This is a genomic window from Pseudomonas sp. CC6-YY-74 (genome assembly GCF_002025205.1).
GTDB classification, from domain to species: Bacteria; Pseudomonadota; Gammaproteobacteria; order Pseudomonadales; family Pseudomonadaceae; genus Aquipseudomonas; species Aquipseudomonas paeninsulae.
The window spans coordinates 3044059-3068223 of record NZ_CP019947.1 but is presented as its reverse complement, the minus strand read 5'-3'; the positions used below and the strand labels follow the sequence as shown (position 1 = coordinate 3068223).

The window sequence follows — 24165 nt, the reverse complement described above, 5'->3', positions numbered from 1 at the left end:
GGAGGCACTGTTAACGCGGTGGGTATTGGCTGAGTACCTTGACCACCGTCTCACGCAGCGCTGCGCTGCGTTCAGTCGGGCTCGCCTGGCTACGGCGCAGGGTTTGTTCGGCGCTGCCACGCCATACCAGCTTGCCGTCCTTGCCGTCGAACAGGTCGATCTGCAGGGTGCCGACTTGATAATCCACGGTGCGGGTTTCGACATAGGCCGGGCCGCCCCAGACACCGCCCCACTGATTGCCCCAGCCAGCCCCCCAACCGCCGCCGTAGCCGCTGCTGATCTGCTGCTGGCGGTTATCGACGATCACCCAGGCCTGTACCTTGAGGTCGGCCGGGGTGTTGTCGGGGCCGGGCGCAGGCCGTGTTGATCGAGCTGTTCGCTGACCGCCGTGCGCAGGCGCTGTTCGGTCAGGTCGCTGTTGATCCGCGGGTCGTCGGGGCGGTATTGCACGGCCGGTTCCTGCCAGCTCCAGCTGCGGTAGGCGGCGAAGTCGCGATTGGGGTCGAAGTCGCGATTGAGCTGGGTGGTTTGGCAGGCGCCGAGCAAGAGCAGCGCGGGAATCAGCAACAGGTGCAAACGCATGATCTAACCTCCGAAGCCCTCGGTTGAATGCACGCCGGTGCGTGAGCCCAGAGCCGTTGTGTGGGTGTATCAGCTGGGCGGGTAATTCTCCAGAGCCCGTTGCAGGGCCTCACGTAGCGCGGTGGCGCGCTCGGCCTGGCTGCCAGCGCTGAGCACTTGCGCGCTGCCGCTCCACACTGGCTGGCCGTCCTGAGCGTCGAACAGGTCGATGCGTACTATCAGCACTTCTTCCTCATAGGTGCGCACCAGCGGCGCGCTGCCCTGCAGGCCGTAGCCGTCCCAGTGGCGGCCGTGGCCGTAGTAGCCGCCGTAGTCCTCGCGGACCTGACGCATGCGCCGCTCCAGCCGCAGCTCGGAGCTGACTTCAAGGTCGCCGGCGCTGCCAGGTTGGGCCGGGCGCAGGCCGCGCTGATCGAGGGCATTGCTCAGCGCCTCCTGCACCAGAGCCGAACTGGCCCAGGCGCTGCCTGCCGGCTGCCGACCATCGCGCCAGGCCCAATTGCGGTAGCGCGCATAATCGCGCGCAGGCGCCGGGTAGGCGCTGAGATCCACCCGGCTGGCGGCCTGCGCAGGGGCCGGCGGCAGCGGATTGGACTGCGCCGTATAGGGGTTCTGGCTCTGGCAGGCGGCCAGGCCCAGGCACATCAGCAGCGCCATGCGGTTCATCGATACCTCCCTTCAGCGCGGTCGGCAGATCCAGTGCAGGTAGCGACCCAGGCCGGCAAAGCTTGGGTGGCGGCGGTAGGCCAGCTCCATTTCCAGCAGGTCGATCAGCTCGGCCTTGAGCTGAAAATCACGGGGCATGTAGTCATGGAACACGCGGATGCCACTGTGACTTTCGACCTGCCAAGACGCCTCGAGTTGCGTCGCCAGCTCGCGCGGATCGATCGGTCGCTGTGGCGTCAGGCTCTGCTTCTCGCCGGCGAACTCGGCCTTGCGCAGCTTGCGGAAGTGGCCCTTGAGCAGGTTGCGGTAGATCAGCGCGTCCTTGTTGTAAAAGGCCAGCGACAACCAGCCGCCCGGTGCGCAGAGTTGGTGCAGCACGGGCAGAATGGCCGACGGTTCAGCCAGCCACTCCAGCACCGCGTGACAGATCACCAGGTCGTAGGGTTGCTCGAGCTGGCCGAGCAGTTCCTGCCAGGGCGCCTGGATGAAGGTCGCCGCTTGTCCGGCGGCGGCGAAGCGCTCGCGGGCGCCGGCCAGCATCGGCTCGGCCGGCTCGGCCAGGGTCACTTGATGGCCGCGTTCGGCCAGCCACAGCGACATATGACCGAGCCCGGCGCCGATATCCAGCACCCGTAGCGGTCGATCCGGCAGGGCTTCGGCGAGGTCGGCTTGGAGCACCGCCAGGCGAATCGCGCCCTTGGCCCCGCCGTAAATCTTCTCGGCGAAGCGGGTCGCCAGTTCGTCGAAATGTCGATCGGTCATTTGCTGAAACGCCGTTCGCTATCGGCCAGCTTGGCCCGTACCGCCTGCTGCATGTCGATCCCCAGTTCGCTGCACATCAGCAGCAGGTAGAGCACGATGTCGCCGACCTCCTGGCCGGCATGCGCCAGTTGTTCCGGGGTGAGCTGGCGCGACTGCTCTTCGCTCAGCCACTGGAAAATTTCCACCAGCTCGGCCATCTCCACGCTGGCGGCCATGGCCAGGTTCTTCGGGCTGTGGAATTGTCGCCAGTCGTTCTGGTCGCGGATGGTGTGCAGGCGGGCGGTGAGTTCGGTGAGGTTCATGGGCAGCTCCTTCAAGCCGCATAGCTTCGGCTGGAAGTCGCCACCGTGCAAGCCGGCGCAGCGCCGATCCGCGCGGCATGCCGGCGAAACCCGCGGCGGATGGCTAGACCAGCGCTCGCCAGCTGCCGGCCATATGCGCCAAGTCGTCCTGACCGCGCAGTTGAAACTGGCCACTGGGCGCCTTGGCGCTGGCCAGCAAGCTGAGCGAGCTGGGCAGCAGTACCGGCTTGTGAAAGCGCACCTGCACCTGATAACCGGCGCTGGGCAGGCGTTCGCCCAGCTCGGCCAGGGTGCGGCCCTTGTTCCATAAGCCGTGGGCGATGGCGCGGGGGAAACCGAACAGCTTGGCGGTCACGCCGAACAGGTGGATCGGGTTGTAGTCGCCGGCGATTTTCGCGTAACGCCGGCCGATGTCGCTGGGCGCCTGCCAGTGGGCGATGGTGGTCAGCGGCAGTTCGCCCTGCTCCTCGCGGGTGGCCACCGGGCCATCGAGGTGCACGGCGCGACAGAGGATGCGGCTATCGCCTTGCCAGAGCAGGCCGAGCTGGTCTTCCAGGCGGGTGATCAGGCTGAACTGCGCGCCTTTTTCATGGGCCTGCAGGTTCTCCACCTGCACGCTGACATTGAACGGTCCCAGGCCGCCCAGCGGGCGCAGCACACGAATCTGATTCTCCAGGTGAACCAGGCCGAGCAGGGGGAAGGGGAAGCGCTTGTCGGTCAGCAACTGCAGCTGCAGGGCGAAGGCCAGCAGGTGCGGATAGGTCGGCGGCAGCAGACCATTGTCGGCGAAGCCGCAGATCTGCCGGTAAGCCGTCAGGTGTTCGGGGTCGACGCTGATCTGGCAGCGCAGACCATGGCTCGGCAGGGTTTTACCGGTGACGCCGCGGCGCAACAGGGCGCGCGCGAACAGGCCAGGCAGGGCCGATGGGGCGAGCAGATCGTGCCAGTCGTGGGTCATGCGTGAACTCCTCTGCGTGAGCAATCCCAGTGGGCAAGCGCTGGGGCGGATGAGCAGCGCATCAGGCCCCCAGCAGGCTTTGCCCACAGACCCGCAGCACTTGTCCGCTCAGTGCGCCGGAGCCGGGTTGGGCTAACCAGGCCACGGCTTCGGCGACGTCCTGGGGCAGGCCGCCCTGGCCCATGGAATTCATCCGCCGGCCGGCCTCGCGTAGGGTGAAGGGGATTGCGGCGGTCATCTGGGTTTCGATGAAACCGGGCGCCACCGCGTTGATGCTGATGCCTCGCTTGCCCAGTGCCGGTGCCAGGGCCTGAGCCAGGCCGATCACCCCGGCCTTGCTGGTGGCGTAATTGCTCTGGCCGAGGTTGCCGGCGATGCCGCTGATCGAAGCGATCAGCACTACGCGGCCGTTGTCCTGCAGGGTGCCGGCATCCAGCAGCGCCCGGGTCAGCAGTTGCGGGGCCTTGAGATTGACGTCGATCACCGCGTTCCAGAAGCCCTCGCTCATCTTCGCCAGGGTCTTGTCGCGGGTGATGCCGGCGTTATGCACGACGATGTCCACGCCATCGGCCAGGGCCGCGACCAGTTGCGCAGGCGCGTCCTCGGCGCAGATGTCCAGCGCCACGCCGCGCCCGCCCAGGCGTGCGGCCAGCGCATCGAGGGCGTCCTTGACCGCCGGCACGTCCAGCAGCACGACCTCGGCGCCGTCGCGCGCCAGGGTCTCGGCAATCGCCGCGCCTATGCCGCGTGAGGCGCCGGTGACCAGGGCCTTCTTGCCGGCGAGTGGGCGGGTCCAGTCCTTGACCTGTTCGCTGCAGCGGCCGAGGCGCACCACCTGGCCGGACACGTAGGCACTCTTGGGTGAGAGGAAGAAGCGCAATGCGCCTTCCAGTTGATCCTCGGCGCCCTTGCCGACATAGATCAGCTGGACGCTGCCGCCGTGGCGGATCTCCTTGCCCAGCGAGCGGCTGAAGCCTTCCAGCGAGCGCTGCACGCTGGCCGCTATCGGGTCTTTCAACGACTCCGGGGCGCGTCCCAGCAGTACCACGCGTGGGCAATTCGCCAGGCCCTTGAAGGTCGGCTGGAAGAAGTCGCGCAGCGCGATCAGCTGTTCGAAACGGGTCAGGCCGCTGGCATCGAACAGCAGCGCCTTGAGCGTTGGCCCATGCTCGGCGGTCCAGCGCGGCAGCGCGTGCTGGCCTTCGTGGGCGGCGTACAGCGCATCGGTGAGTTTATCGGCGAACGGCACTACGGCCTCGTTCAACGTCCCCTCGCCGCCGAGTAGCAGGGCGCCGTCGATCGGCCGAGTGCGCCCGCCGCGCCAACGCTCTAGGGGCAGGGGCGCGGGCAGGCCGAGCGTGGCGACCAGACGGCGGCCGGCTGTGGTGTTGGCGAAGGCAAGATATCGATCGGACATGGAACGGGCTCCAGGTGGCTGACTCCAATAGTGGACCACAGGACTCGGCCGCGGGTTGCATGGCTCGGCTGGCTGGCGAGCCGGCCCCTGTGGTTTATAGGCGCTAGTGGCCGCTACGGCCAGTGGCTTCGCTCACGTTCGGATGAACTAAGTTCCGATGGCTTATGTTTCGAGCCAAGGCGCCGTAATTGATCATTGAGCTAGTTGCACCGGCCACTAAGCTAGCCTTGTGCCTAGCTCATTCATTTTGCAAGGAGTCCAGCATGACCCAGCTGCGTCGGGTCGCCATCGTCGGCGGCAACCGTATTCCCTTCGCCCGCTCCAATGCGGCCTACGCCACGGCAAGCAATCAGGAGATGCTGACCAGCGCCCTGGAAGGCCTGATCGAGCGCTTCAACCTGCATGGCGAGCGCATGGGCGAGGTAGTCGCCGGCGCGGTGCTCAAGCATTCGCGCGATTTCAACCTGACGCGCGAATGCGTGCTCGGTTCGCGTCTGGCGGCGCAAACCCCGGCCTATGACCTGCAGCAAGCCTGTGGCACCGGTCTGGAGGCGGCCTTGCTGGTGGCCAACAAGATCGCCCTCGGGCAGATCGAGTGCGGCATCGCCGGCGGGGTGGACACCACCTCCGACGCGCCGATCGGGGTCAGCGAAGGGTTGCGGCAGGTTCTCCTGGAGGCCAATCGCGGCAAGACCACCGGTGACAAGCTGAAGACCCTGCTCAAGCTGCGTCCGCGTCATCTGCTACCGTCGCTGCCGCGCAACAGCGAACCGCGCACCGGGTTGTCGATGGGCGAGCACTGCGAACTGATGGCGCAAACCTGGGCCATCCCGCGTGACGAACAGGACCTGCTGGCCGTCGCCAGCCACCAGAAGCTGGCCGCGGCCTATGCCGAAGGCTGGCACAGCGACCTGATCACGCCCTTCAATGGCCTGACCCGCGACCAGAACCTGCGCCCAGACATCGATCTCGCCAAGCTGGCCAGCCTCAAGCCGGTGTTCGAGCGGGGTCCGCGCGGCACCCTGACCGCCGCCAATTCCACCCCGCTGACCGATGGTGCCTCGCTGGTGCTGCTGGCCAGCGAAGACTGGGCCAAGGCCCGTGGCCTGCCGGTTCTCGCCTACCTCAAGGATGGCGAAGCGGCGGCGGTGGACTTCGTCAACGGCGCCGAAGGCCTGCTAATGGCGCCGGTCTATGCCGTGCCGCGCCTGCTGGCGCGCAATAACCTGAGCCTGCAGGATTTCGACTACTACGAGATCCACGAAGCCTTCGCCGCGCAAGTGCTCTGCACCCTCAAGGCCTGGGAAGACGCCGAGTACTGCAAGACCCGCCTGGGCCTGAGCAAACCGCTGGGCGCCATCGACCGCAGCAAGATGAACGTCAAGGGCAGCTCGCTGGCCGCCGGCCACCCGTTCGCCGCCACCGGTGGGCGCATCGTCGCCAACCTGGCCAAGCTGCTTGCGGTGGCAGGTGAGGGGCGCGGGCTGATCTCAATCTGCGCCGCCGGCGGTCAGGGAGTGACGGCTATCCTGGAGCGCTGAAACCGGTAAGTACGACGGGTTGTGGGGGCGCATTGATTCGCGATCGAAGGGCCAGCCCATCACCCTATTGCGAACGAATGTGCTCCGGCAGGCCCACGCGCCGCTCGATACGCAGGATGCCGTCGAGCGAAGCGATGCCTCTCGGCTTACGCAGGTGGGAGTTTTTTCATACGCTTTTAGTCGAGGAGGTGGATGTGGATATCGCTGAGGCCCACTTCATCGGCCCGGCGATCCAGGCTGGAGCGCAGGTTCTGCTCCCAGGGGGCGTCTTCCACCATGCGTAGCTCGTCGGTGTGCTTGTGCAGCAGATGTAGGCGCACCTGGTCGAAGGTGGGTTCGTTGAATTCGTCGAGAGTGAGGGCGGCGGGGTGACCGTTGATGTGATAGTCGACCTGGTAGTGCTTCAATTCATGCATGGCGGGATTCTCCAAGGGCCTGTTTAAGCTCAGACAACCGAATCGGCTGCGATTTCCCCGGATGATTCAGCTCGCCGCGGGTTCGGGCGTGTGGCCGCCGGCCCGTTCGCCTTCCAGCAGCGCTGCCTTGCGCTCCACGCCCCAGCGATAGCCGCCCAGGGCGCCGGTGGCGGCGACCACTCGATGGCACGGTATCAGCAGGCCCAGTGGATTGCTCGCGCAGGCCCGCGCCACGGCGCGTGGGTGGCTGCCGATGCTGGCGGCCAGTTCGCCATAGCCGCGGGTCTGGCCGACGGGGATTTGTCGCAGCGCGCGCCACACCTGTTGCTGAAACACCGTGCCGCGCAAGTCCAGTGGCAGCTGTGCGGCGCGCTGGGGGGTTTCGATTTGGTTGATGATCTGCTGCAGCCAGTTGCCCAGGCCGGCATCGTCGCGTTGCAGGTGGGCGGCGGCGAAGCGCTGGCGCAACTCGCTTTCCACGTCCTCGGGGCTGTCGCCAAACAGCAGGGCGCAGACGCCCTTGGCGCTGCTGGCCAGCAGTAGCTGGCCGAGCGGGCAGGCGGCGATGGCATAACGCAGGGTTTCGCCGGCGGCCTGGCGGCGGCGTTGCGCGGGGCTCAAGCCGTCGCGGTGTTGATACAGCGCCCTGGTGTCGGAGTAACCGGCGGCCAGCGCGGCATCCAGCACCGACTCGGCCTGCGCCAAGTTGGCCTCCAGCTGCGCGCGACGCTGGGCATTGGCCCAGGCCTTTGGCGTCAGTCCGGTGCGCGCCTTGAACGCGCGAGCCAGGTGCGAGGACGATAGGCCGATGCGCGCGGCGAGCTGTTCGAGGGTGGGCGTTTTGTCCTGTTCGACCAGCAGGCGGCAGGCGGCGGCGACCAGTTGATCGAGCTGTTCGGCCGGACTGATGCCCTGCGGGGAGCAGCGTTTGCACGGGCGAAACCCTGCCGCTTCGGCGCTCGCCGGGGTGACATGAAAGCTGACGTTGTCGCGACGCGGCCGCCGCGCCGGGCAGCTCGGTCGGCAGTAGATACCGGTGGAGCGCACGGCGAAGACGAACTGGTTATCGCGTGCGGCATCGCGCGCGCAGACGGCTTGCCAGCAAAGGTCGGTGTCGAGCATGGCGCGGCTCCGCAGGATGATGAGTCGATTGTCGACCCTTGCGCCGCGCAGGCCAAGGCGAATTGCGCTTTCAAATCTGCCGTTGGATGCCTGGATGCTGAGTGTCTGCGCCAACATTTATTGATTCGCTAATGGACACATGGCGCTCCATGGGCTGGGCGCTGCCCGAGGATTGCCGTATAACGGGCGGTATATGCGAATAGGGCAACACAGGACCCCAGATTAAAGCTAATGAAGACGCCAAAACGTATTGAACCCCTGGTCGAGGCTGGTCTGGTCGACGAAGTGATGCGCCCACTGATGAGTGGCAAGGAAGCCGAAGTGTACGTGGTGCGCTGCGGTGATGAACTGCGCTGCGCCAAGGTCTACAAAGAGGCCAATAAGCGGAGTTTCCGGCAGGCAGCGGTCTATCAGGAAGGCCGTAAAGTGCGCAGCAGCCGTGATACGCGGGCCATGACCAAAGGCACCAAGTACGGCCGCAAGGGCCAGGAAGACTCCTGGCAGAACGCCGAAGTGGCCGCCTTGTTCCATCTGGCCGGCGCCGGGGTGCGGGTGCCCAAGCCTTACGACTTTCTCGAGGGTGTGCTGCTCATGGAGCTGGTCCTCGACTATGACGGCGCCGTTGCACCGCGCCTCAATGATGTCGACCTGCACCCGGATGATGCCCGCGAATACCATGCCTTCATGATCGGTGAAGTGGTCAAGATGCTCTGCGCCGGCCTGGTGCATGGCGACTTGTCCGAGTTCAACGTACTGCTAGGTCCTGAAGGCCCGGTGATCATCGACCTGCCCCAGGCAGTCGATGCCGCCGCCAATAGCCATGCCTTCAGCATGCTCGAGCGCGATGTCGGCAACATGTCCGCCTACTTCGGCCAGTTCGCCCCGGAACTCAAGTTCAGCAAGTACGCCAAGGAAATGTGGGCATTGTACGAGGTCGGCGAGCTGACTCCAGACAGCCTGTTGACCGGCGAGTTCGACGACCCGGAAGAGGCCGCCGATATCGATGCGGTGATGCGCGAGATCAAGGCCACCCTGGCCGAAGAAGCGCGTCGGCTGGCGCTGCTCGATGCCGAAGACGCCCCCTCCGGAGAGGAACCGCCGCCGCCCTGGGCGCAGTAGTCGCCGCACGCTAGGCGAGGGTTGAGGCGCGAGCCGTTGCAACCCGACTTCTTCCATCCAGCATGGCGATCACCGCCATGCTGGCTGGAAATAGCGCCCCTACAGACGTGCCACCTGGAAGGTATCGCAACGGCCGATCTGGCCTTGTTCGAAGCCGAGCGTGAACCAGCGCACGCGCTGCGCCGAGGTACCGTGGGTGAAGGAGTCCGGCACCACCTGGCCGCGCGCCTGTTTCTGCAAGCGGTCATCGCCGATGGCATTGGCGGCGTTCAATGCTTCTTCCAGGTCGCCCGGCTGCAGCCAGTCGAGGCGGCGCTGGGCGTGATGGGCCCAGATCCCGGCCAGGCAATCGGCCTGCAGTTCCTGACGCACCAGCAGGCCGTTGTCGCCCTCCATGCGTTCACCGCGTTGCCGTGCCGCATTAACTTTGGCCGAGACACCGAGCAGGGTCTGCACGTGATGCCCCACTTCATGGGCGATCACATAGGCCTGGGCGAAGTCGCCAGCTGCGCCGAAGCGTTGTTCCAGTTCACGGAAGAACGCCATGTCCAGGTAGACCCGCTGATCGCCGGGGCAGTAGAAAGGGCCAGCCGCCGAACTGGCGAAGCCACAGGCCGAATTGATCCCGCCACGAAACAGCACCAGGGTTGGGTCGCGGTATTGGCGCTTGGCGCTCTGGAAGATTTCGCGCCAGGTGTCCTCGGTGTCGCCGAGGACGGCGCGGACGAACTCCGCCTGTTCGTCGTTGGCGGCCGGCGGTGCGCTGCGCTGCTGGTCGAGCGAACTGGTCTGGGTGGCCTGGCCGGCCAGTCGGCCGAGGATCTGCAGCGGGTCCTGGCCCATCAGCAAACCGATGATCACCACGGCGGCGATGCCGCCGAGGCTCAAGCCCTTGGCTCCGCCAAACCGCGTGCCGCCACTGCGCCCGCGCGCATCCACTACGTTGTCACTGCGTCTTGCCCGTTTCCAGCGCATTGCCCGGCTCCCTTGGCCATCTGCAGGGCTTCAGTGTCGTTGCTCATCGGGGCGGGCGCCAGTGGCGCCGTCAGTTGCCTGGGTAGGTGCTGAGCGTGCGTTGCTTGCCCTGCTGGTCCAGGCCGATGACTTGATAGGCCTGTTGGCGGTCACCCATCTCCATACCCGGTGAGCCGGTCGGCATGCCCGGTACGGCGGCGCCGAGCAGATCAGGCTGCTGGCGCAGTTTGAGGATGTCGGCCGCGGGCACGTGGCCCTCGACGAACTTGCCGTCGATCACCCCGGTGTGGCACGAGGCCAGGCGTGGCGGGACGCCGAGGCGCTGCTTGACCGCGCTCATGTCGCTTTCGACGTGGTCGATGACGTTGAAGCCGTTCTCCTGCAGATGGCTGATCCAGGCCTTGCAGCAGCCGCAATTGGCGTCGCGGTGCACGTCGATGTCGATCGGCTCGGCGGCCTGGGCCAGGCCGGCGAACAGGCCGGCGATAAGGATTAACGGACGCATGCAGGAACTCCCCTGTGGATTGTTGGCCGAGCATAACGCTGTCCAGGCAGGGGGCCAAATCAGCGGCTGTATCCGGATCTGTCCTGGGCAGCCTATGCTGCGCGGACGATTATTGGGGAAAGGGAGCTGGCGATGCTGTTTGCACGGGTGATTCTGGTTATTCAGATGGTGGCGCTGGCCGGTTTGGGCCTGGCCTATTTCGTCCGTCCCCATGAGATGGCCAACCTCAGTGGCATGCTGCTGATGGCGCCTGCCGCGGCGACCGATGTGCGCGCCTATTACGGCGGCCTGCAGATCGGCCTGGCGGCATTCCTCGCGTTGGCCCTCAGTCGCCTCGATCTGACCCGCGCCGCGTTGACCCTGATGGTGCTGCTGTACAGCTCGCTGGCGCTGGCGCGCATCGGCGGCCTGTGGCTGGACGGCGGCGCCCAGCAGACCTTCAACTTGCTGGCATTGCTGGTCGAGGTAGTGTCCGCCGGACTGGCTTTCTGGGCATTGCGCGGGCTGGCGCGGCTATAGCGCGAGGCCGGCGATGTGCTCTGGCGCTGCGCGGTTGCACGGTGAACAGGTTACCTTCGCGCCGCGCGAGCGGGCTGCAAGGGCGCCGCTGCCCTCATTACCTGATGGACCCCTAAGGATAAGCAATGCTTGAGTTGGCTGCGGCATTCATCTGCCTGACGACGCTGATGACATACGTCAGCTATCGCTTCACCAATCTACCGCCGGCGATCGGGGTCATGGCGACTGCCTTGATCTTCTCGCTGGTGCTGCATGGGGTGACCCTCGCAGGCTACCCGGTGCTTGAGGATCAGGTTGGCGACATGCTCCGGCAGATGTCATTCCAGAGCCTGTTGATGGACTGGATGCTGTCGTTCCTGCTGTTCGCCGGTGCCCTGCATGTCAAACTTGACGACCTGCACAGCTATAAGTGGCCGATCGGCTTGCTGGCCACCGTGGGAGTGCTGCTCTCGACGCTGATGATTGCCGGCATGGCCTACTGGATGTTGGCGCTGTTTGGTTGGTCGGTGAGTTTCCTCTATTGCCTGCTGTTCGGTGCGCTGATCTCGCCAACCGACCCGATTGCGGTGCTGGGCATCCTGCGCAGCGCGGGGGCGCCGAAGCCGCTGGAAACCACCATCGTCGGCGAGTCGCTGTTCAACGACGGTATCGCCGTGGTGCTGTTCACCGTGCTGCTGACCGTCGCCCTGCAGGGGCAGGCGCCTTCGGCGCTGGGCATTGTCGAACTGTTCGCCACCGAGGCGCTGGGTGGCATCGCTCTGGGGCTGCTGCTGGGCTACGGCGTCTATCTGATGATGCGTTCGATCGACCAGTATCAGGTCGAGGTGATGTTGTCGTTGGCCCTGGTCATTGGCGGTTCCGCACTGGCGGCGGGCGCCCATGTCTCGGCGCCGATCGCCATGGTCGTAGCCGGGCTGATCATCGGCAACATGGGTCGCAGCTATGCCATGTCCGATCAGACCCGGCTGTATGTCGACAAATTCTGGGAATTGATCGACGAGATGCTTAACGCCTTCCTGTTTGCCTTGATGGGCCTGGAAATCCTGTTGTTGCCCTTCTCCTGGCTGAATGTCGCGGCGGGCATCTTGATGGCCCTGCTGGTGCTGGGCGCGCGCATCGTGACCATCGCCCCGGCCATCCTCCTGCTGCGCCGCCTGCCGAAATCAGGTGACGGCATTCCCGCGGGGGCGATTCGCATCCTCTCCTGGGGCGGGTTGCGCGGTGGCATCTCGGTCGCCTTGGCGCTGTCCCTGCCGGTTGGCCCTGAGCGCGACCTGCTGTTGAGCATCACCTACGTCATCGTCCTCGGTTCGATCCTGATCCAGGGGCTGACCATCGGGCCGCTGGTGAAGAAGATCTACCACGACAAGACGACTGCCGCAGACGATTGAAGTGGCTGGCCGCAGCTAGGTCGGACGCCGCTCCAGCAGCACACCCGACTCCATATGATGGGTGTAGGGAAACTGGTCGAACAGTGCCGAGCGCGTGACCTGGTGGGTATCGCTGAGCTGGGCGATGTTGGCGGCCAGGGTCTCGGGGTTGCAGGAGATGTAGAGGATGCGCTCGAAGCGCCGGGTCAGTTCGCAGGTGTCCGGGTCCATGCCCGCGCGCGGCGGGTCGACAAACACGCTGCCGAACTGGTAGCTCTTCAGATCGATGCCGGCCAGGCGACGGAACGGCCGCACGTCGTTGAGGGCTTCGGTCAGCTCCTCGGCGGACAGGCGCACCAGGGTGACGTTGTCTACGGTGTTGTCGGCCAGGTTGGCCAGGGCGGCATTTACCGAGGATTTGCTGATCTCGGTGGCCAGCACCTTGCGCACCCGGGTGGCCAGCGGCAGGGTGAAGTTGCCGTTGCCGCAATACAGCTCCAGCAGGTCGTCGTCGCGCTGGCCCAATGCGTCGTAAGCCCAGCCGAGCATCTTCTGATTGACCGCGCCGTTGGGCTGGGTGAAGGCGCCTTCCGGCTGGCGGTAGCGGAAGCGGCGACCTGCGACCTGCATTTCTTCCTCGACAAAATCCTTGCCGATGACAATACGCTTGCCGCGCGAACGGCCGACGATATTAACCTGCAGTTCGGCGGCCAACTGTTCCGCCGCAACCTGCCAGGCCGCGTCCAGCGGGCGGTGGTAACACAGGGTGATCAGCGCATCGCCACTCAGGGTGGTGAGAAACTCGACCTGGAACAGCTTGAAACTCAGCACCTCGCTGGCCTGCCAGGCCGCTTTCAGCTTCGGCATCAGCGCGTTGATCTGCAGGCTGGCGATGGGGAAGTCTTCGAAGAAGATCGGCGTGTACTTGTCGCCGGCCTCGAACATCGCGTAATGGCGGGTGCCGTCTTCGCGCCACAGGCGAAATTCTGCGCGCAGGCGGTACTGCTCGCGTGGCGATTCGAACACCTCCGGTTCGGGAGCCTCGAAGGGCGCCAGCAGCTCGACTAAACGGGCCTTCTTGTCGGCGAGCTGAGCGGCATAGGTGCGGGGATCGAACTGGGGACGGCTCATGGATTGCTTGGGACTCGTATGAATTACGGCACTTGTAAGAGCTGCGGGGGCGCCTAGCCCATGCCCGCGAAACATGATCGCGGGCATGGCCCGCTCCCACGGGGTTGTCGTTAGGCGTTAAACCAGCCCAGCTTGATCACGAACAACACCGACAACACCACCAACGCCGGGTTGAGGTCGCGCCAGCGTCCGGCCAGCAGCTTTACCACTGTCCAGCTGATGAAGCCGAAGGCGATGCCGTTGGCGATGGAGAAGGTCAGCGGCATGGCCAGCGCGGCCACCACTACCGGCGCGGCGACGGTTAGATCGTCCCAGTCTATCTGGGCCAGGCTGCTCATCATTAATACGGCGACGAACAGCAGCGCCGGGGCGGTAGCAAAGGCCGGGATGGCCCCGGCCAGTGGGGCGAAGAACAGGCTGAGGAGAAACAGCAGGGCGACCACGCAGGCGGTCAGGCCAGTGCGCCCGCCGGCGCTGATGCCCGCCGCGGATTCGATGTAGCTGGTGGTGGTGCTGGTACCCAGCGCGGCGCCGGCCATGGTCGCGGTGCTGTCGGCCAGCAGGGCGCGGCCGAGCTTAGGCATCTTGCCATCCTTATCCAGCAGGTCGGCCTTCTGCGCGACCCCAACCAGGGTGCCGGAGGTGTCGAACAGGTCAACGAAGAGGAAGGCAAAGATCACGCTGAGCAGGCCGATGTCCAGGGCGCCGGCGATGTCCAGCTGGAGCAGGGTCGGCAGCAGCGACGGCGGCATCGATACCACGCCGTCGAGCTGTGAAAAGCCGAAGGCAACGGACAGGCCGGTGACCAGCAGGATGCCGATCATCACCGCGCCCGTGACCTTGCGGTAGGCCAAGGCGGCGATCACGAAAAAACCCAGGCAGGCCAGCAGTACGCTGCCTTGGCTCATGTCGCCGAGGCCGACCAGGGTGGCCGGATTGTCCACCACGATGCCGGCGTTCTTCAGCGCGATGATCGCCAGGAACAGGCCGATGCCGGCGGCAATCCCGGCGCGCAGGGCCATGGGGATGCTGTTGATGATCCACTCGCGGATCCTGAAGATCGACAGCAGGAAGAAAATCACCCCGGAGAGAAACACCGCACCCAGCGCCACCTGCCAGGTGTGGCCCATGGTCAGCACCACGGTGTAGGTGAAGAAGGCGTTGAGGCCCATGCCCGGCGCCAGGGCAATCGGGTAATTGGCCACCAGGCCCATGATCGCCGAGCCGATGGCGGCGGCCAGGCAAGTGGCGACGAATACCGCGCCCTTGTCCATGCCGGTTTCGGCCAGAATATTGGGGTTGACGAAGAGGATGTAGGCCATGGTCAGGAAGGTGGTGAGGCCGGCCAGCAGCTCGGTGCGTACCGTGGTGTGATGCGCTTTGAGGTGGAAGATTCGTTCCAGCATGCAGGGCTCCCTATGGCGTGGCTGACGCCTTCAATGTGCAGATCGAAAGCAAATCACCTGTGCACGATTTTGCTGGCGATCTGGAAAAAGGCGCGCATCATAACAGCTCGTCCGCATGCGGTGCAGACATGGCCCTGGGGACGCTTTTCGTTGGGTTTTCCGAGGAGGCAAACATGACTTCACGTGCCCTTATCACCATTGCCGATGGCGTCGAAGACATCGAATGCGTGACCCTGATCGACGTGCTGCGCCGCTCCGAGGTCGAGGTGGTGGTCGCCAGCATCGAAGGCCGGCGCATGATCACCTGCGCCCGCGGCACCCGACTGACTGCCGACACCATGCTGGTCGACGTCCTGGCCCAGGAGTTCGACCTGATCGTACTGCCCGGCGGCATGCCCGGTGCGCAACGTCTGGCCGAGCATGAGCCGCTGGCGGAGCGGGTGCGCCAGCAAGCCAAGGCCGGCAAATGGTTCGCCGGGATCTGTGCCGCGCCAGCGGTGGCCTTGCAGGCGTTCGGTGTACTCAAGCAGCGGCAGATGACCTGCTACCCGAGCTTCAGCGAGCGCCTCAGCGGTTGCACCTTCATCGACCAGTCGGTGGTAGTCGACGGTAACTGCATCACCAGTCAGGGCCCGGGCACCGCGCTCGAGTTTGCCCTGACTCTGGTCGAGCAACTGCGCGGCAAAGGCACGCGCAAGCAGGTGGCCGAGGCCATGCTGGTCGGTTAAGGACGCCGTGCTAGGTTGACGGGTGGGGTGCCAGCGCGGGTTCGCGCGTGTCCAGTTGCCCAAGCAGGCGCGCCAACTGGCTGTCGCGGCGAGCGAGGAACTGCCACAGGCGCTCGGCATAATCCGCCGGCGCTGCGGCAATTACCGACGGTCGCTGGGACAGTGCCTGACGCCAGGGCGTCAGTTTTTCCAGGCCATTGAATAGATCGAAGTCGGCGATCCGGTCGAAGGCTAGCCAGTAGCGAAATACCGGGGCGAAGGCTGCATCCACCAGGGAGAAATGCGCGCCGGCGAACCAGGGGCCGAGCGTTAAGGCGTTCTCCAGCTGCTCGAAGCGCTGGCGCAAGACTTGCCGTTGGGTGTCCAGGGCCTGAGCATCGGCGGCGTTATACAAGCGCGCGATGTCAGTCAGCAGCGCCGAGGCGAATTCGATCCACGACCGATGGCGGGCGCGGGCGAAGGCATCTTGCGGGTGCAGCGCTGGTGCCTGGGTCTCGTCGAGGAACTCGGCGATTACCGCCGATTCGAACAGCACGCCCTGTTCGGTGCGCAGTACCGGTACCCGCCCCAGTGGTGACAGGGCAATAAACCAGTCCGGTTTGTCCGCCAGGTCGATGTCACGCCGCTCGAAGGGCACGCGCTTTTCCGCCAGCACTATGGCGGCGCGCTGTACATAGGGGCAGAGCGGATGGCTGATCAGTTCGAGGCTGGCGGTCATGGCGTGACTCCTTCGGGTTTAACGGCCCACTGGCCGTCGCCGAGCAGCAGGTGCACCAGCGACATCAGGGCGAGGAACAAGGGGTATTCCCAGCCACCATTGGGGTTGGAAAATACCCAGCCGTTGCCGGCATGCACCAGCAGCGCGCCGAGCAGGATCGGCAGCAGCGCCAGAGATACCCAGCGGCCATGCCAGCCGAGCAGAATCAACAGGCCGCCGGCGCTTTCGGCGATGATCAGTGGCAGGGCCAGGGCCCCTGGCAGGCCGATGCTGACCAGCCAGGCGGCCAACCCGGCGACACCGAAGGTGAGCAGTTTGAGGATCAGGCCGTGGCTGATCCACATGCTGGCCAGGGCGACGCGCAGCAATAGGCTGGCGCTGGCCGGGTAATGGGTGTTGGCGAAGCGAGGCATGGTGAGTTCTCCACACGGGGCAGTGGTGCCGTTGAAGTCAGCCTATGCTTTGCAATTTGGCGGATAAATTCGCAATATCTGCGAAACGGTTATGCGGATTTGCATAGGATGGATTGGAGCGACCTGCAGTACTTTCTCGCTGTCGCCCAGGGCGGTTCGGTCAGCCAGGCCGCGCGCGCGTTGAAGGTCAACCACAGCACTGTGCTGCGGCGCCTGCAGCGGCTCGAGCAGCAGCTCGGCGCCGCCCTGTTCCAGCGCCTGCCGGGGGGCTATGTGCTGACTTCGGCGGGGGAAGAGCTGGTCGGGCGCCTGGCCCCGGTCGGCGAGCAGATCGAAAGTGCCGAGCGCCAGCTGCTTGGCCAGGATCTGCATATCCGTGGCAGTATTCGTCTGACCTCCACCGACACCCTGTTCGCAAGCCTATTGATGCCATTGCTGGCCGAGTTCAGACGGCTGCATCCGGGGGTGTCGCTGCAGCTGGTGAGCAATAACAGCTTCCTCAGCCTGACCCAGCGCGAGGCGGATATTGCCGTGCGCGGCAGCAACACGCCGCCGGAAAACCTGATCGGTCGACGCCTTGGGCGCATTCAGACCGCGCTCTATGGCGCGTCCGCGTATCTGGCAGAGCAGCCCGCGCACCTGGCCCTGAGCGAGCATCTCTGGGTGGGTCCGGATGAGAGCCTGGCCCACCTCGAGCAGGCCGCCTGGTTGGCCGCGCGGATACCGGCGGCGCAGGTGGTGGCGCGCAGCGACAGCTTGGTGGGTATGCTCGAGTGCGTGCGCCAGGGGATGGGCGTCGGTTTGCTGCTTTGTCCGTTGGCCGAGGCGCATGCCGAACTAGAGCGCTTGGCCGAACCAGAGCCGGCCCTGGATACTCAGGTATGGCTGCTCAGTCACCCGGATCTGCGCAAGGTGGCGCGAATTCGCGCGCTAAGTGACTTCCTCTACCAGCGCCTGAGTGAGGATCCTCGCCTGCTGCACTGAAAGGGCTGGATCAGCCCTGGTTGACCTGCTGTTCGCTGGGTAAATGCAGGTGATCGCGCTGCGCCAGGGCGGGGAACAGTTTGATCCAGGCGCCGGTGACCAGCAGGGCACCGACGCCGCCGATCAGCACCGCCGGCACGCTGCCGAACCAGGCCGCGCTGACCCCGGCACGGAACTCGCCGAGCTGGTTCGACGCGCCGATGAACAGGCCATTCACCGCGCCGACCCGGCCGCGCATTTCGTCTGGTGTTTGCAGTTGCACGAAGGCGCCACGGATGACCATGCTGACCATGTCCGCCGCGCCCAGCACCACCAGCGTCGCCAGGCTGAACCACAGTGAGGTGGACAGGCCAAAGCCGATGGTCGCCACGCCGAAGATCGCCACCGAGGTGAAGATCACCGGGCCGACCCGGCGTTCGATGGGGAAGTGCGCCAGCCACAGTGACATCAGCAGCGCGCCCACCGCCGGCGCCGAACGCAGCAAGCCGAGGCCCCAGGGGCCGGTGAGCAGGATGTCCTTGGCAAATACCGGCAGTAGCGCAGTGGCGCCGCCGAGCAGCACCGCGAACATGTCCATGGAGATCGCGCCGAACACTGCGGGGCGGCTGCGAATAAAGCGAAAGCCGGCCAGCAGCGACTCCAGCGAAGCCTTCTGTTTCAGCGGCACTTGGCGCGACGGCAGGCTGAGCATCAGGCTCAGAGCAGTGATATAGAGCACTGCGGCGGGGCCGTAGACCCAGCCCGCATCCACCGCATAGAGCAGGCCGCCGAGCGCCGGCGCGACTATGGTCGCGGTCTGCATCGCCGAAGCGGAGGCGGCCACGGCGGCGGGAAACAGCGCCGGTGGCACTATGTTGGGCAGCAGCGCCTGGGTGGTCGGCATCTCGAAAGCGCGGGCGCTGCCGAGCAGAAAGGCGATCAGGAAAATCATCTCGCGGGTGAGGCCGCCGGCGCTGCTGCCAAGCAGTAGGCCCAGAGCGGTCAGGCCTTGGGCGCCCTGGCACAACGCGGCGACCTTGCGCCGGTCGAAGCGATCCGCCACATGGCCGGTGAGGAGGATGAACAGTACCCGCGGGAGAAACTCGACCAGGCCGACCAAGCCCAGGTCGAGTACGTTGCCGGTCAGCGTGTACATCTGCCAGCCGATGGCCACGGTGAGCATCTGGAAACCGCTGGCGGTGCCGACCCGCGCCAGCCAGAAGGCGATGAAGGGGCGCTGGTGACGCAGGAGTAGCTTGGCGTGGGCGCTCATGATTTATTTAGATAGCTAACTACTGAAGAGGCGCCAGCCTAGCATGGCAGGTGTGTTGGGCGAGCGGCGTGCGCGACAAATAACCACAGCGGCAAGCGTCGGGCGAGGCGTTACTCTCTAGCCAATACTTGATTCAGATCAACGTTTGGGTTGGGTTTTACTGAGGCTACCTTGGCCCAGTACGCAGTGTCACCCCGTAATAACAAGAACAATCGCACCCTTTTGCGTTCCCATATCGATAGGAGTGCGCACACGGTTGTGCCCCGATTAACCTGAGTGAGGATGCTCCATGTTCGGCTTAGAGGCTCTCGACCTGGCGCGAATCCAGTTCGGCTTCACTATTTCCTTCCATATCATTTTTCCGGCCATCACCATTGGCCTGGCCAGCTATCTGGCGGTATTGGAAGGCTTGTGGCTGAAGACCAGGCAAGAGGTCTACCGCGATCTGTACCACTTCTGGTCGAAAATATTCGCCGTCAACTTCGGCATGGGCGTGGTCTCCGGCCTGGTCATGGCCTATCAGTTCGGCACCAACTGGAGCGCCTTCTCGGATTTTGCCGGGGCTGTCACCGGGCCGTTGCTGACCTATGAAGTGCTCACCGCATTCTTCCTCGAGGCGGGCTTTCTTGGGGTGATGCTGTTCGGCTGGCAGCGCGTCGGCCCGGGTCTGCACTTTTTCTCCACCCTGATGGTTGCCATCGGCACCCTGATCTCGACCTTCTGGATCCTCGCCTCCAACAGCTGGATGCACACCCCCCAGGGCTTCGAGATCATCGACGGGCGGGTGATTCCGGTGGACTGGTTCGCCGTGGTGTTCAATCCGTCCTTCCCCTATCGTCTGGCCCATATGGCCACGGCGGCGTTCCTCGCCACGGCGTTTTTCGTCGCTGCTTCGGCGGCCTGGCATCTGCTGCGCGACCGCGATAATCCGGCGCTGCGCAAGATGTTGTCGATGGCCATGTGGATGGCCCTGCTGGTCGCGCCGATCCAGGCGGTGATCGGCGACCTGCATGGCCTCAACACCCTCAAGTACCAGCCGGCCAAGATCGCCGCGATCGAGGGCCACTGGGAAAACCACGGTGATGAGCCGACTCCGCTGATCCTGTTCGGCTGGCCGGACATGGACGCCGAAGAAACCCGCTTCAAGCTGGAAATTCCGGCGCTCGGCAGCCTGATCCTGACCCACAGCCTGGACCAGCAGGTGCCGGCACTGAAAGAGTTCGCCAAGGAGGATCGGCCCAACGCGACCGTGGTGTTCTGGACCTTCAGGGTAATGGTCGGGATCGGCATGCTGATGATCCTCACCGGTCTCTGGAGCCTGTGGCTGCGCGCCCGTAGTCGCCTCTTCCAGTCGCGGGCGTTCCTCCATCTGGTGGTGTGGATGGGGCCCTCGGGGCTCATCGCCTTGCTGGCTGGCTGGTACACCACCGAGATCGGCCGCCAACCGTGGATTATCCAGGGGCTGATGCGCACCGCCGATGCTTCCTCTGGGCATAGCTTCGCGCAGATGAGCCTGACCCTGGCATTGTTCGTGGTGGTGTATTTCGCCCTGTTCGGCGCCGGGCTCGGTTACATGATGCGCCTGGTGCGCAATGGGCCGGTCACCGGCGAAGGCCAGCAAGCCATCGAAGGCGGGCCTGGGCAGCAGCGCACGCCATCACGTCCGTTGTCCGCTGCGGATGAGGGGCTGGACGATAACGACACCCAGAGAGGAAGGAGTTGAATATGGGCATCGATCTTTCGCTGATCTGGGCCGCGATAATCGCCTTCGGCGTAATGATGTACGTGGTCATGGACGGTTTCGACTTAGGAATAGGCATCCTCTTTCCCTTCGTCAAAAGCAAAGGCGAGCGCGATGTGATGATGAACACCGTGGCACCGGTCTGGGACGGCAACGAGACCTGGCTGGTGCTCGGCGGTGCGGCGTTGTTCGGCGCCTTCCCGCTGGCCTATGCGGTGGTCTTGAGCGCGCTCTACCTGCCACTGGTGTTCATGTTACTGGGGCTGATTTTTCGCGGCGTAGCCTTCGAGTTTCGCTTCAAGGCCAAGGCGCACAAGCGCCATCTGTGGGACAAGGCCTTCATCGGTGGCTCGCTGACCGCGACCTTCTTCCAGGGAGTGGCCCTGGGCGCTTATATCGACGGCTTCGAGGTGGTGGACAGGGTCTATGTCGGCGGTTCGCTGGGCTGGCTGACGCCGTTCTCGTTGTTCTGCGGGCTGGCGCTGATCGCCGCCTACGCCTTGCTCGGCTGCACCTGGCTGATCATGAAAACCGAAGGCCGCCTGCAGCAGCAGATGCACGACCTGGCGCGGCCGCTGGTGCTCGTGGTGCTGGCGGTGACCGGCATGGTCAGCCTGTGGACGCCGCTGGCGCACGCCGAGATCGCCGCGCGCTGGTTCAGCCTGCCGAATCTGTTCTGGTTCATCCCGGTGCCCTTGCTGGTGCTGCTGTGCACCTGGGCGCTGCTGCGTGCGGTGGCTAACAACGCCCACTATTCGCCGTTCCTGCTGACCCTGGCGTTGATCTTCCTCGGCTACAGCGGCCTGGGCATCAGCCTGTGGCCGAACATCATCCCGCCGTCGATCAGCATCTGGCAGGCCGCCGCGCCGCCACAGAGCCAGGGCTTCATCCTGGTCGGCGCGCTGTTCATCATCCCCTTTATCCTGATGTACACAGCCTGGAGCTACTACGTGTTCCGCGGCAAGGTGACCGAGGAAGACGGCTATCACTGAGGAACCCGCCATGCAGGACGAGCAGGACGAGCAGGAGAAGAAACCGCTCTGGCAGCGCCTCGGCTGGCTGCTGGCGATCTGGGCCGCCAGCGTGCTGGCCTTGGGCGTGGTAGCCGGGCTGCTACGCCTGTTTATGAGCGCGGCGGGGATGGGGACGCCCTGATCGCAGCCGATGTGCGAGGTTCTCGTAGGGAGGGTAGGCGCATGTCCTGGTTGCCGGTGTTGCGCCAATCGTTGTTGCGCCGTAACTCACCATGGCGGCGACGCTGATCTTGATCTGGCGGGTTACGCGGCACCCAATCAGGCTTGTAGCCTTCGCGTCTGGTGTCTGTGCCGCTAACCCACCCTACGCTGCGCGGTTATTTGATCGCTTTCAGCACCACGAACTTCGGCGTCGCCGCCACCTGCTCGACGCCGCGGAACAGGCGCTTGAGCTTGGCGTGGTAGCCCAGGTGGCGGTTGCCGACTATCCATAGCTCGCGGCCTGTGACCAGCGCGGCGCGGGCTTGCTGGAACATGCGCCAGGCGAGGAAGTCGCCGACCACCTGTTGCTGGTGGAACGGCGGATTGCACAGCACCAGGTCCAGCGAATCCGCCGGCTGCTCGGCCAGGCCATCGCCGGCGCGTATTTCCACCGGGCGTTCGCCCAGGGCCGCACGCCAGTTTTCCCGCGCCGATTGCACCGCCATATAGGATTCGTCGACCAGGCACAGTTCCGCTTGCGGACTGCCCAGCGCATAGGCGATGCCCAGCACACCATTGCCACAGCCGAGATCCGCTACGCGCATGCGACTGAGGTGTTTGGGCAAATGGGGCAGGAAGGCGCGGGTGCCGATATCGAGGTCTTCGCGGCAAAACACATTGGCGTGGTTGAGCAGTTCGATGGCCGGCTTGTCCAGGCGATAGCGGCTCGGGTAAGGCGACACCGGGACCGGTTTGTCGGTCGGTGTGGCCAATAACAGGCGCGCTTTCTTCACCGCCAGCGAGGCCTGTACCGGGCCGATATAACGCTCCAGCAGATCGCCCGCCGCGCGCGGCAGGTGTTTGACCATGGCGGCGGCGATCACCTGGGCGCCGGGCGCCAGTTGGCCGTGCAGGCGGATCAGTTGTTCTTCCAGCAGCGCCAGGGTCTTGGGGATGCGGATCACGACCCGGTCGAACGGGCCCTGGATCGTTGCGTTGGCTGGCACGAAGCTGGCCGCGTCTGCCGGCAAGTGATTGCGCGCCAGGTTGGCCTGCAGGCCGAGGTAGCCCAGGTGCGAGTCGCCGCTGCTGGTGACCTGGGCCTGGCCGGCCAAATTGGCCGCCAGGGCGCCGAAGCTGTCGTTGAACAGCAGCACGCGCGCATCCACGGGCAAGCCCTGCTCATGCAGATGGTTGAGCAGGTATTCGTCGGCGGCATCGAAGGCCTGCAGGGGTTCGGCCTGCTGTTCGGGCTGGCGGATCAGGTCGAGTTGGGCAAAGGGCGTAACGAATATAGGCATATGGACTGCTGGTGTTTGTTATGGGCGCTTTGCGCGACACTGTGACAGGCCGTTGAAAAACTACTGCGCTCGGCTATGCCGCGTTGAAGTTAGCCTCGGACTGCTCATGTACAACTCGTACACTCCGCGTCCTCGGCTTACTTCGCCTTAACTAGGCGTCCCCGCCTAGTCTTCGCTCGCTACGTTTTTTAACGGCCGGCCAGATCTTCGGCACAGCAGAGGGCGTGAAGTATGACCGCCAGTGAAGACAAGTTCACCCGGCAGATCTTGAGTGACGTGCATGTGTGGTCGCCGAGTCTGTTCAGCCTGCGTTGTTCGCGCGATTCCGGGTTCCGCTTCCGCGCCGGACAGTTCGCTCGGCTTGGCGTGCAGAAGGCCGACGGCACTATAGTCTGGCGTGCCTATTCGATGGTTTCGGCGCCGCATGACGAGTTTCTCGAATTCTTCTCCATCGTCGTGCCCGGCGGCGAGTTCACCTCCGAGTTGAGTCGCCTCAAGGCTGGCGACAGCTTGCTGGTGGACAAGCAGGCTTTCGGTTTTCTGACCCTCGACCGTTTTATCGATGGCCGCGATCTCTGGCTGCTGGCCAGCGGCACCGGCCTGGCGCCCTTTCTGTCGATTCTCCAGGACTTCGAGGTCTGGCAGCGGTTCGAGCGCATCGTCCTGGTCTACAGTGCGCGCACCGTCAGCGAACTGGCCTATCAGCCGTTGATTCACGGACTCAAGGAGCTGGAACACCTGGCCGAGTACGCCGACAAGCTGACCTACCTGCCGCTGGTGACCCGCGAGCAGGCGTCAGGCTGTCTGCCTGGGCGCATCACCACGCTACTGACCGACGGCGGCCTGGAGCACGCCGCCGACCTGGCCCTGAGCCCCGCGCACTCGCGATTGATGCTCTGTGGCAATCCGCAAATGATCGACGACACGCGCAAGCTCCTGAAACAGCGCGACTTGCAGCTGAGCCTGAGCCGTCGGCCGGGCCAGGTGGCGGTCGAGAATTACTGGTGAGGATGAGGCGGCGCGGGACGCCAACCGATCAGGAGTGCAGCGCCAACCCGCCAT

At 64.9% G+C, this 24165-nt stretch carries 25 protein-coding genes and 1 pseudogene; 10 read left to right on the top strand and 16 right to left on the bottom strand.

Annotated elements, in window-relative coordinates; genetic code table 11:
• Nucleotides 1-10: 10 nt before the first annotated feature.
• From B2D37_RS14025 to B2D37_RS14000, 6 genes and pseudogenes are all read right to left on the bottom strand, one after another.
• Nucleotides 11-582 (bottom strand): annotated as a pseudogene (locus tag B2D37_RS14025) (DUF4136 domain-containing protein).
• A gap of 69 nt (nucleotides 583-651) precedes the next feature.
• The gene (locus B2D37_RS14020; protein ID WP_079203260.1) at nucleotides 652-1248 is read right to left on the bottom strand and encodes a DUF4136 domain-containing protein; all 597 of its coding nucleotides are present in this window, start codon (nucleotides 1246-1248) and stop codon (nucleotides 652-654) included.
• 12 nt (nucleotides 1249-1260) lie between these two features.
• Nucleotides 1261-2010 carry a methyltransferase gene (locus tag B2D37_RS14015; RefSeq protein WP_079203259.1) on the bottom strand — a complete coding sequence of 250 codons (750 nt, stop codon included), beginning with the start codon at nucleotides 2008-2010 and terminating at the stop codon, nucleotides 1261-1263.
• Nucleotides 2007-2312: a nucleotide pyrophosphohydrolase gene (locus tag B2D37_RS14010; RefSeq protein ID WP_079203258.1), complete on the bottom strand. Its 306-nt coding sequence runs from the start codon at nucleotides 2310-2312 to the stop codon at nucleotides 2007-2009. Before B2D37_RS14010 ends, B2D37_RS14015 begins: the two co-directional genes overlap by 4 nt.
• Nucleotides 2313-2415: 103 nt before the next feature.
• Nucleotides 2416-3270 carry a MaoC/PaaZ C-terminal domain-containing protein gene (locus B2D37_RS14005; protein ID WP_079203257.1) on the bottom strand — a complete coding sequence of 285 codons (855 nt, stop codon included), beginning with the start codon at nucleotides 3268-3270 and terminating at the stop codon, nucleotides 2416-2418.
• Between the two features lie 61 nt (nucleotides 3271-3331).
• Nucleotides 3332-4687 carry a 3-oxoacyl-ACP reductase gene (locus B2D37_RS14000; RefSeq protein ID WP_079203256.1) on the bottom strand — a complete coding sequence of 452 codons (1356 nt, stop codon included), beginning with the start codon at nucleotides 4685-4687 and terminating at the stop codon, nucleotides 3332-3334.
• Nucleotides 4688-4950: 263 nt separating this feature from the next.
• Here B2D37_RS14000 and B2D37_RS13995 point away from each other — a divergent pair, with 263 nt between their 5' ends.
• Nucleotides 4951-6228: an acetyl-CoA C-acetyltransferase gene (locus tag B2D37_RS13995; RefSeq protein ID WP_079203255.1), complete on the top strand. Its 1278-nt coding sequence runs from the start codon at nucleotides 4951-4953 to the stop codon at nucleotides 6226-6228.
• A 176-nt stretch (nucleotides 6229-6404) separates the two neighbouring features.
• Here the strand turns inward: B2D37_RS13995 and B2D37_RS13990 are convergent, their stop codons facing one another.
• Together B2D37_RS13990 and ada are read right to left on the bottom strand one after the other, a co-directional pair.
• Nucleotides 6405-6644 (bottom strand): hypothetical protein, encoded by a 240-nt coding sequence (locus B2D37_RS13990; RefSeq protein WP_079203254.1) that lies wholly within the window; start codon nucleotides 6642-6644, stop codon nucleotides 6405-6407.
• Nucleotides 6645-6710: 66 nt separating this feature from the next.
• Nucleotides 6711-7766, bottom strand: coding sequence for a bifunctional DNA-binding transcriptional regulator/O6-methylguanine-DNA methyltransferase Ada (gene ada / locus B2D37_RS13985; protein ID WP_079204988.1), 1056 nt, complete (start codon nucleotides 7764-7766; stop codon nucleotides 6711-6713).
• Between the two features lie 231 nt (nucleotides 7767-7997).
• Here ada and B2D37_RS13980 point away from each other — a divergent pair, with 231 nt between their 5' ends.
• Nucleotides 7998-8885, top strand: a complete 888-nt coding sequence (locus tag B2D37_RS13980; RefSeq protein ID WP_079203253.1) for a PA4780 family RIO1-like protein kinase — start codon at nucleotides 7998-8000, stop codon at nucleotides 8883-8885.
• 99 nt (nucleotides 8886-8984) lie between these two features.
• Here B2D37_RS13980 and B2D37_RS13975 read toward each other — a convergent pair whose 3' ends face one another.
• Together B2D37_RS13975 and B2D37_RS13970 are read right to left on the bottom strand one after the other, a co-directional pair.
• Complete coding sequence (locus tag B2D37_RS13975) at nucleotides 8985-9860, bottom strand: neutral zinc metallopeptidase (protein ID WP_079203252.1); 876 nt, start codon at nucleotides 9858-9860, stop codon at nucleotides 8985-8987.
• Between the two features lie 70 nt (nucleotides 9861-9930).
• Nucleotides 9931-10365: a DUF411 domain-containing protein gene (locus tag B2D37_RS13970; protein ID WP_079203251.1), complete on the bottom strand. Its 435-nt coding sequence runs from the start codon at nucleotides 10363-10365 to the stop codon at nucleotides 9931-9933.
• Between the two features lie 132 nt (nucleotides 10366-10497).
• On the opposite strand from B2D37_RS13970, the gene B2D37_RS13965 reads away from it, so the two are divergent.
• Both B2D37_RS13965 and B2D37_RS13960 read left to right on the top strand, forming a co-directional pair.
• Nucleotides 10498-10884, top strand: a complete 387-nt coding sequence (locus B2D37_RS13965; RefSeq protein WP_079203250.1) for a DUF4345 domain-containing protein — start codon at nucleotides 10498-10500, stop codon at nucleotides 10882-10884.
• Nucleotides 10885-11009: 125 nt separating this feature from the next.
• Nucleotides 11010-12275 carry a sodium:proton antiporter gene (locus B2D37_RS13960; protein ID WP_079203249.1) on the top strand — a complete coding sequence of 422 codons (1266 nt, stop codon included), beginning with the start codon at nucleotides 11010-11012 and terminating at the stop codon, nucleotides 12273-12275.
• Between the two features lie 15 nt (nucleotides 12276-12290).
• Here the strand turns inward: B2D37_RS13960 and trmA are convergent, their stop codons facing one another.
• Nucleotides 12291-13385 carry a tRNA (uridine(54)-C5)-methyltransferase TrmA gene (gene trmA / locus B2D37_RS13955; RefSeq protein ID WP_079203248.1) on the bottom strand — a complete coding sequence of 365 codons (1095 nt, stop codon included), beginning with the start codon at nucleotides 13383-13385 and terminating at the stop codon, nucleotides 12291-12293.
• Between the two features lie 110 nt (nucleotides 13386-13495).
• Nucleotides 13496-14791, bottom strand: a complete 1296-nt coding sequence (locus tag B2D37_RS13950) for an NCS2 family permease (RefSeq protein WP_079203247.1) — start codon at nucleotides 14789-14791, stop codon at nucleotides 13496-13498.
• A 173-nt stretch (nucleotides 14792-14964) separates the two neighbouring features.
• Between B2D37_RS13950 and B2D37_RS13945 the strand changes: the two genes are divergently transcribed.
• Nucleotides 14965-15519 carry a DJ-1 family glyoxalase III gene (locus B2D37_RS13945; RefSeq protein ID WP_079203246.1) on the top strand — a complete coding sequence of 185 codons (555 nt, stop codon included), beginning with the start codon at nucleotides 14965-14967 and terminating at the stop codon, nucleotides 15517-15519.
• A gap of 10 nt (nucleotides 15520-15529) precedes the next feature.
• On the opposite strand, the gene B2D37_RS13940 is transcribed toward B2D37_RS13945, so the two are convergent.
• Both B2D37_RS13940 and B2D37_RS13935 read right to left on the bottom strand, forming a co-directional pair.
• On the bottom strand, nucleotides 15530-16237 hold the full coding sequence (locus tag B2D37_RS13940; RefSeq protein WP_079203245.1) for a glutathione S-transferase family protein: 708 nt from the start codon (nucleotides 16235-16237) through the stop codon (nucleotides 15530-15532).
• A complete protein-coding gene (locus B2D37_RS13935; RefSeq protein ID WP_079203244.1) occupies nucleotides 16234-16650 on the bottom strand; it encodes a DoxX family protein in 417 nt (138 codons plus the stop codon). The genes B2D37_RS13940 and B2D37_RS13935 overlap by 4 nt, the downstream gene beginning before the upstream one ends.
• 108 nt (nucleotides 16651-16758) lie before the next feature.
• On the opposite strand from B2D37_RS13935, the gene B2D37_RS13930 reads away from it, so the two are divergent.
• Entirely contained in the window at nucleotides 16759-17634 is an 876-nt protein-coding gene (locus tag B2D37_RS13930) for a LysR family transcriptional regulator (RefSeq protein WP_079203243.1), read from the top strand.
• Nucleotides 17635-17644: 10 nt separating this feature from the next.
• On the opposite strand, the gene B2D37_RS13925 is transcribed toward B2D37_RS13930, so the two are convergent.
• Nucleotides 17645-18886: an MFS transporter gene (locus B2D37_RS13925; RefSeq protein ID WP_079203242.1), complete on the bottom strand. Its 1242-nt coding sequence runs from the start codon at nucleotides 18884-18886 to the stop codon at nucleotides 17645-17647.
• 289 nt (nucleotides 18887-19175) lie between these two features.
• On the opposite strand from B2D37_RS13925, the gene B2D37_RS13920 reads away from it, so the two are divergent.
• The 3 genes from B2D37_RS13920 to B2D37_RS13910 are packed head-to-tail and all read left to right on the top strand — an operon-like array spanning nucleotide 19176 to nucleotide 21782.
• On the top strand, nucleotides 19176-20609 hold the full coding sequence (locus B2D37_RS13920; protein WP_079203241.1) for a cytochrome ubiquinol oxidase subunit I: 1434 nt from the start codon (nucleotides 19176-19178) through the stop codon (nucleotides 20607-20609).
• A 2-nt stretch (nucleotides 20610-20611) separates the two neighbouring features.
• The gene (gene cydB, locus B2D37_RS13915) at nucleotides 20612-21619 is read left to right on the top strand and encodes a cytochrome d ubiquinol oxidase subunit II (RefSeq protein WP_079203240.1); all 1008 of its coding nucleotides are present in this window, start codon (nucleotides 20612-20614) and stop codon (nucleotides 21617-21619) included.
• Nucleotides 21620-21629: 10 nt separating this feature from the next.
• A complete protein-coding gene (locus tag B2D37_RS13910; RefSeq protein ID WP_079203239.1) occupies nucleotides 21630-21782 on the top strand; it encodes a DUF2474 domain-containing protein in 153 nt (50 codons plus the stop codon).
• Between the two features lie 196 nt (nucleotides 21783-21978).
• Here B2D37_RS13910 and B2D37_RS13905 read toward each other — a convergent pair whose 3' ends face one another.
• Nucleotides 21979-23103: a class I SAM-dependent methyltransferase gene (locus B2D37_RS13905; protein ID WP_079203238.1), complete on the bottom strand. Its 1125-nt coding sequence runs from the start codon at nucleotides 23101-23103 to the stop codon at nucleotides 21979-21981.
• Between the two features lie 231 nt (nucleotides 23104-23334).
• On the opposite strand from B2D37_RS13905, the gene B2D37_RS13900 reads away from it, so the two are divergent.
• Nucleotides 23335-24111 (top strand): ferredoxin--NADP reductase, encoded by a 777-nt coding sequence (locus tag B2D37_RS13900; protein WP_079203237.1) that lies wholly within the window; start codon nucleotides 23335-23337, stop codon nucleotides 24109-24111.
• Nucleotides 24112-24165 lie beyond the last annotated feature (54 nt).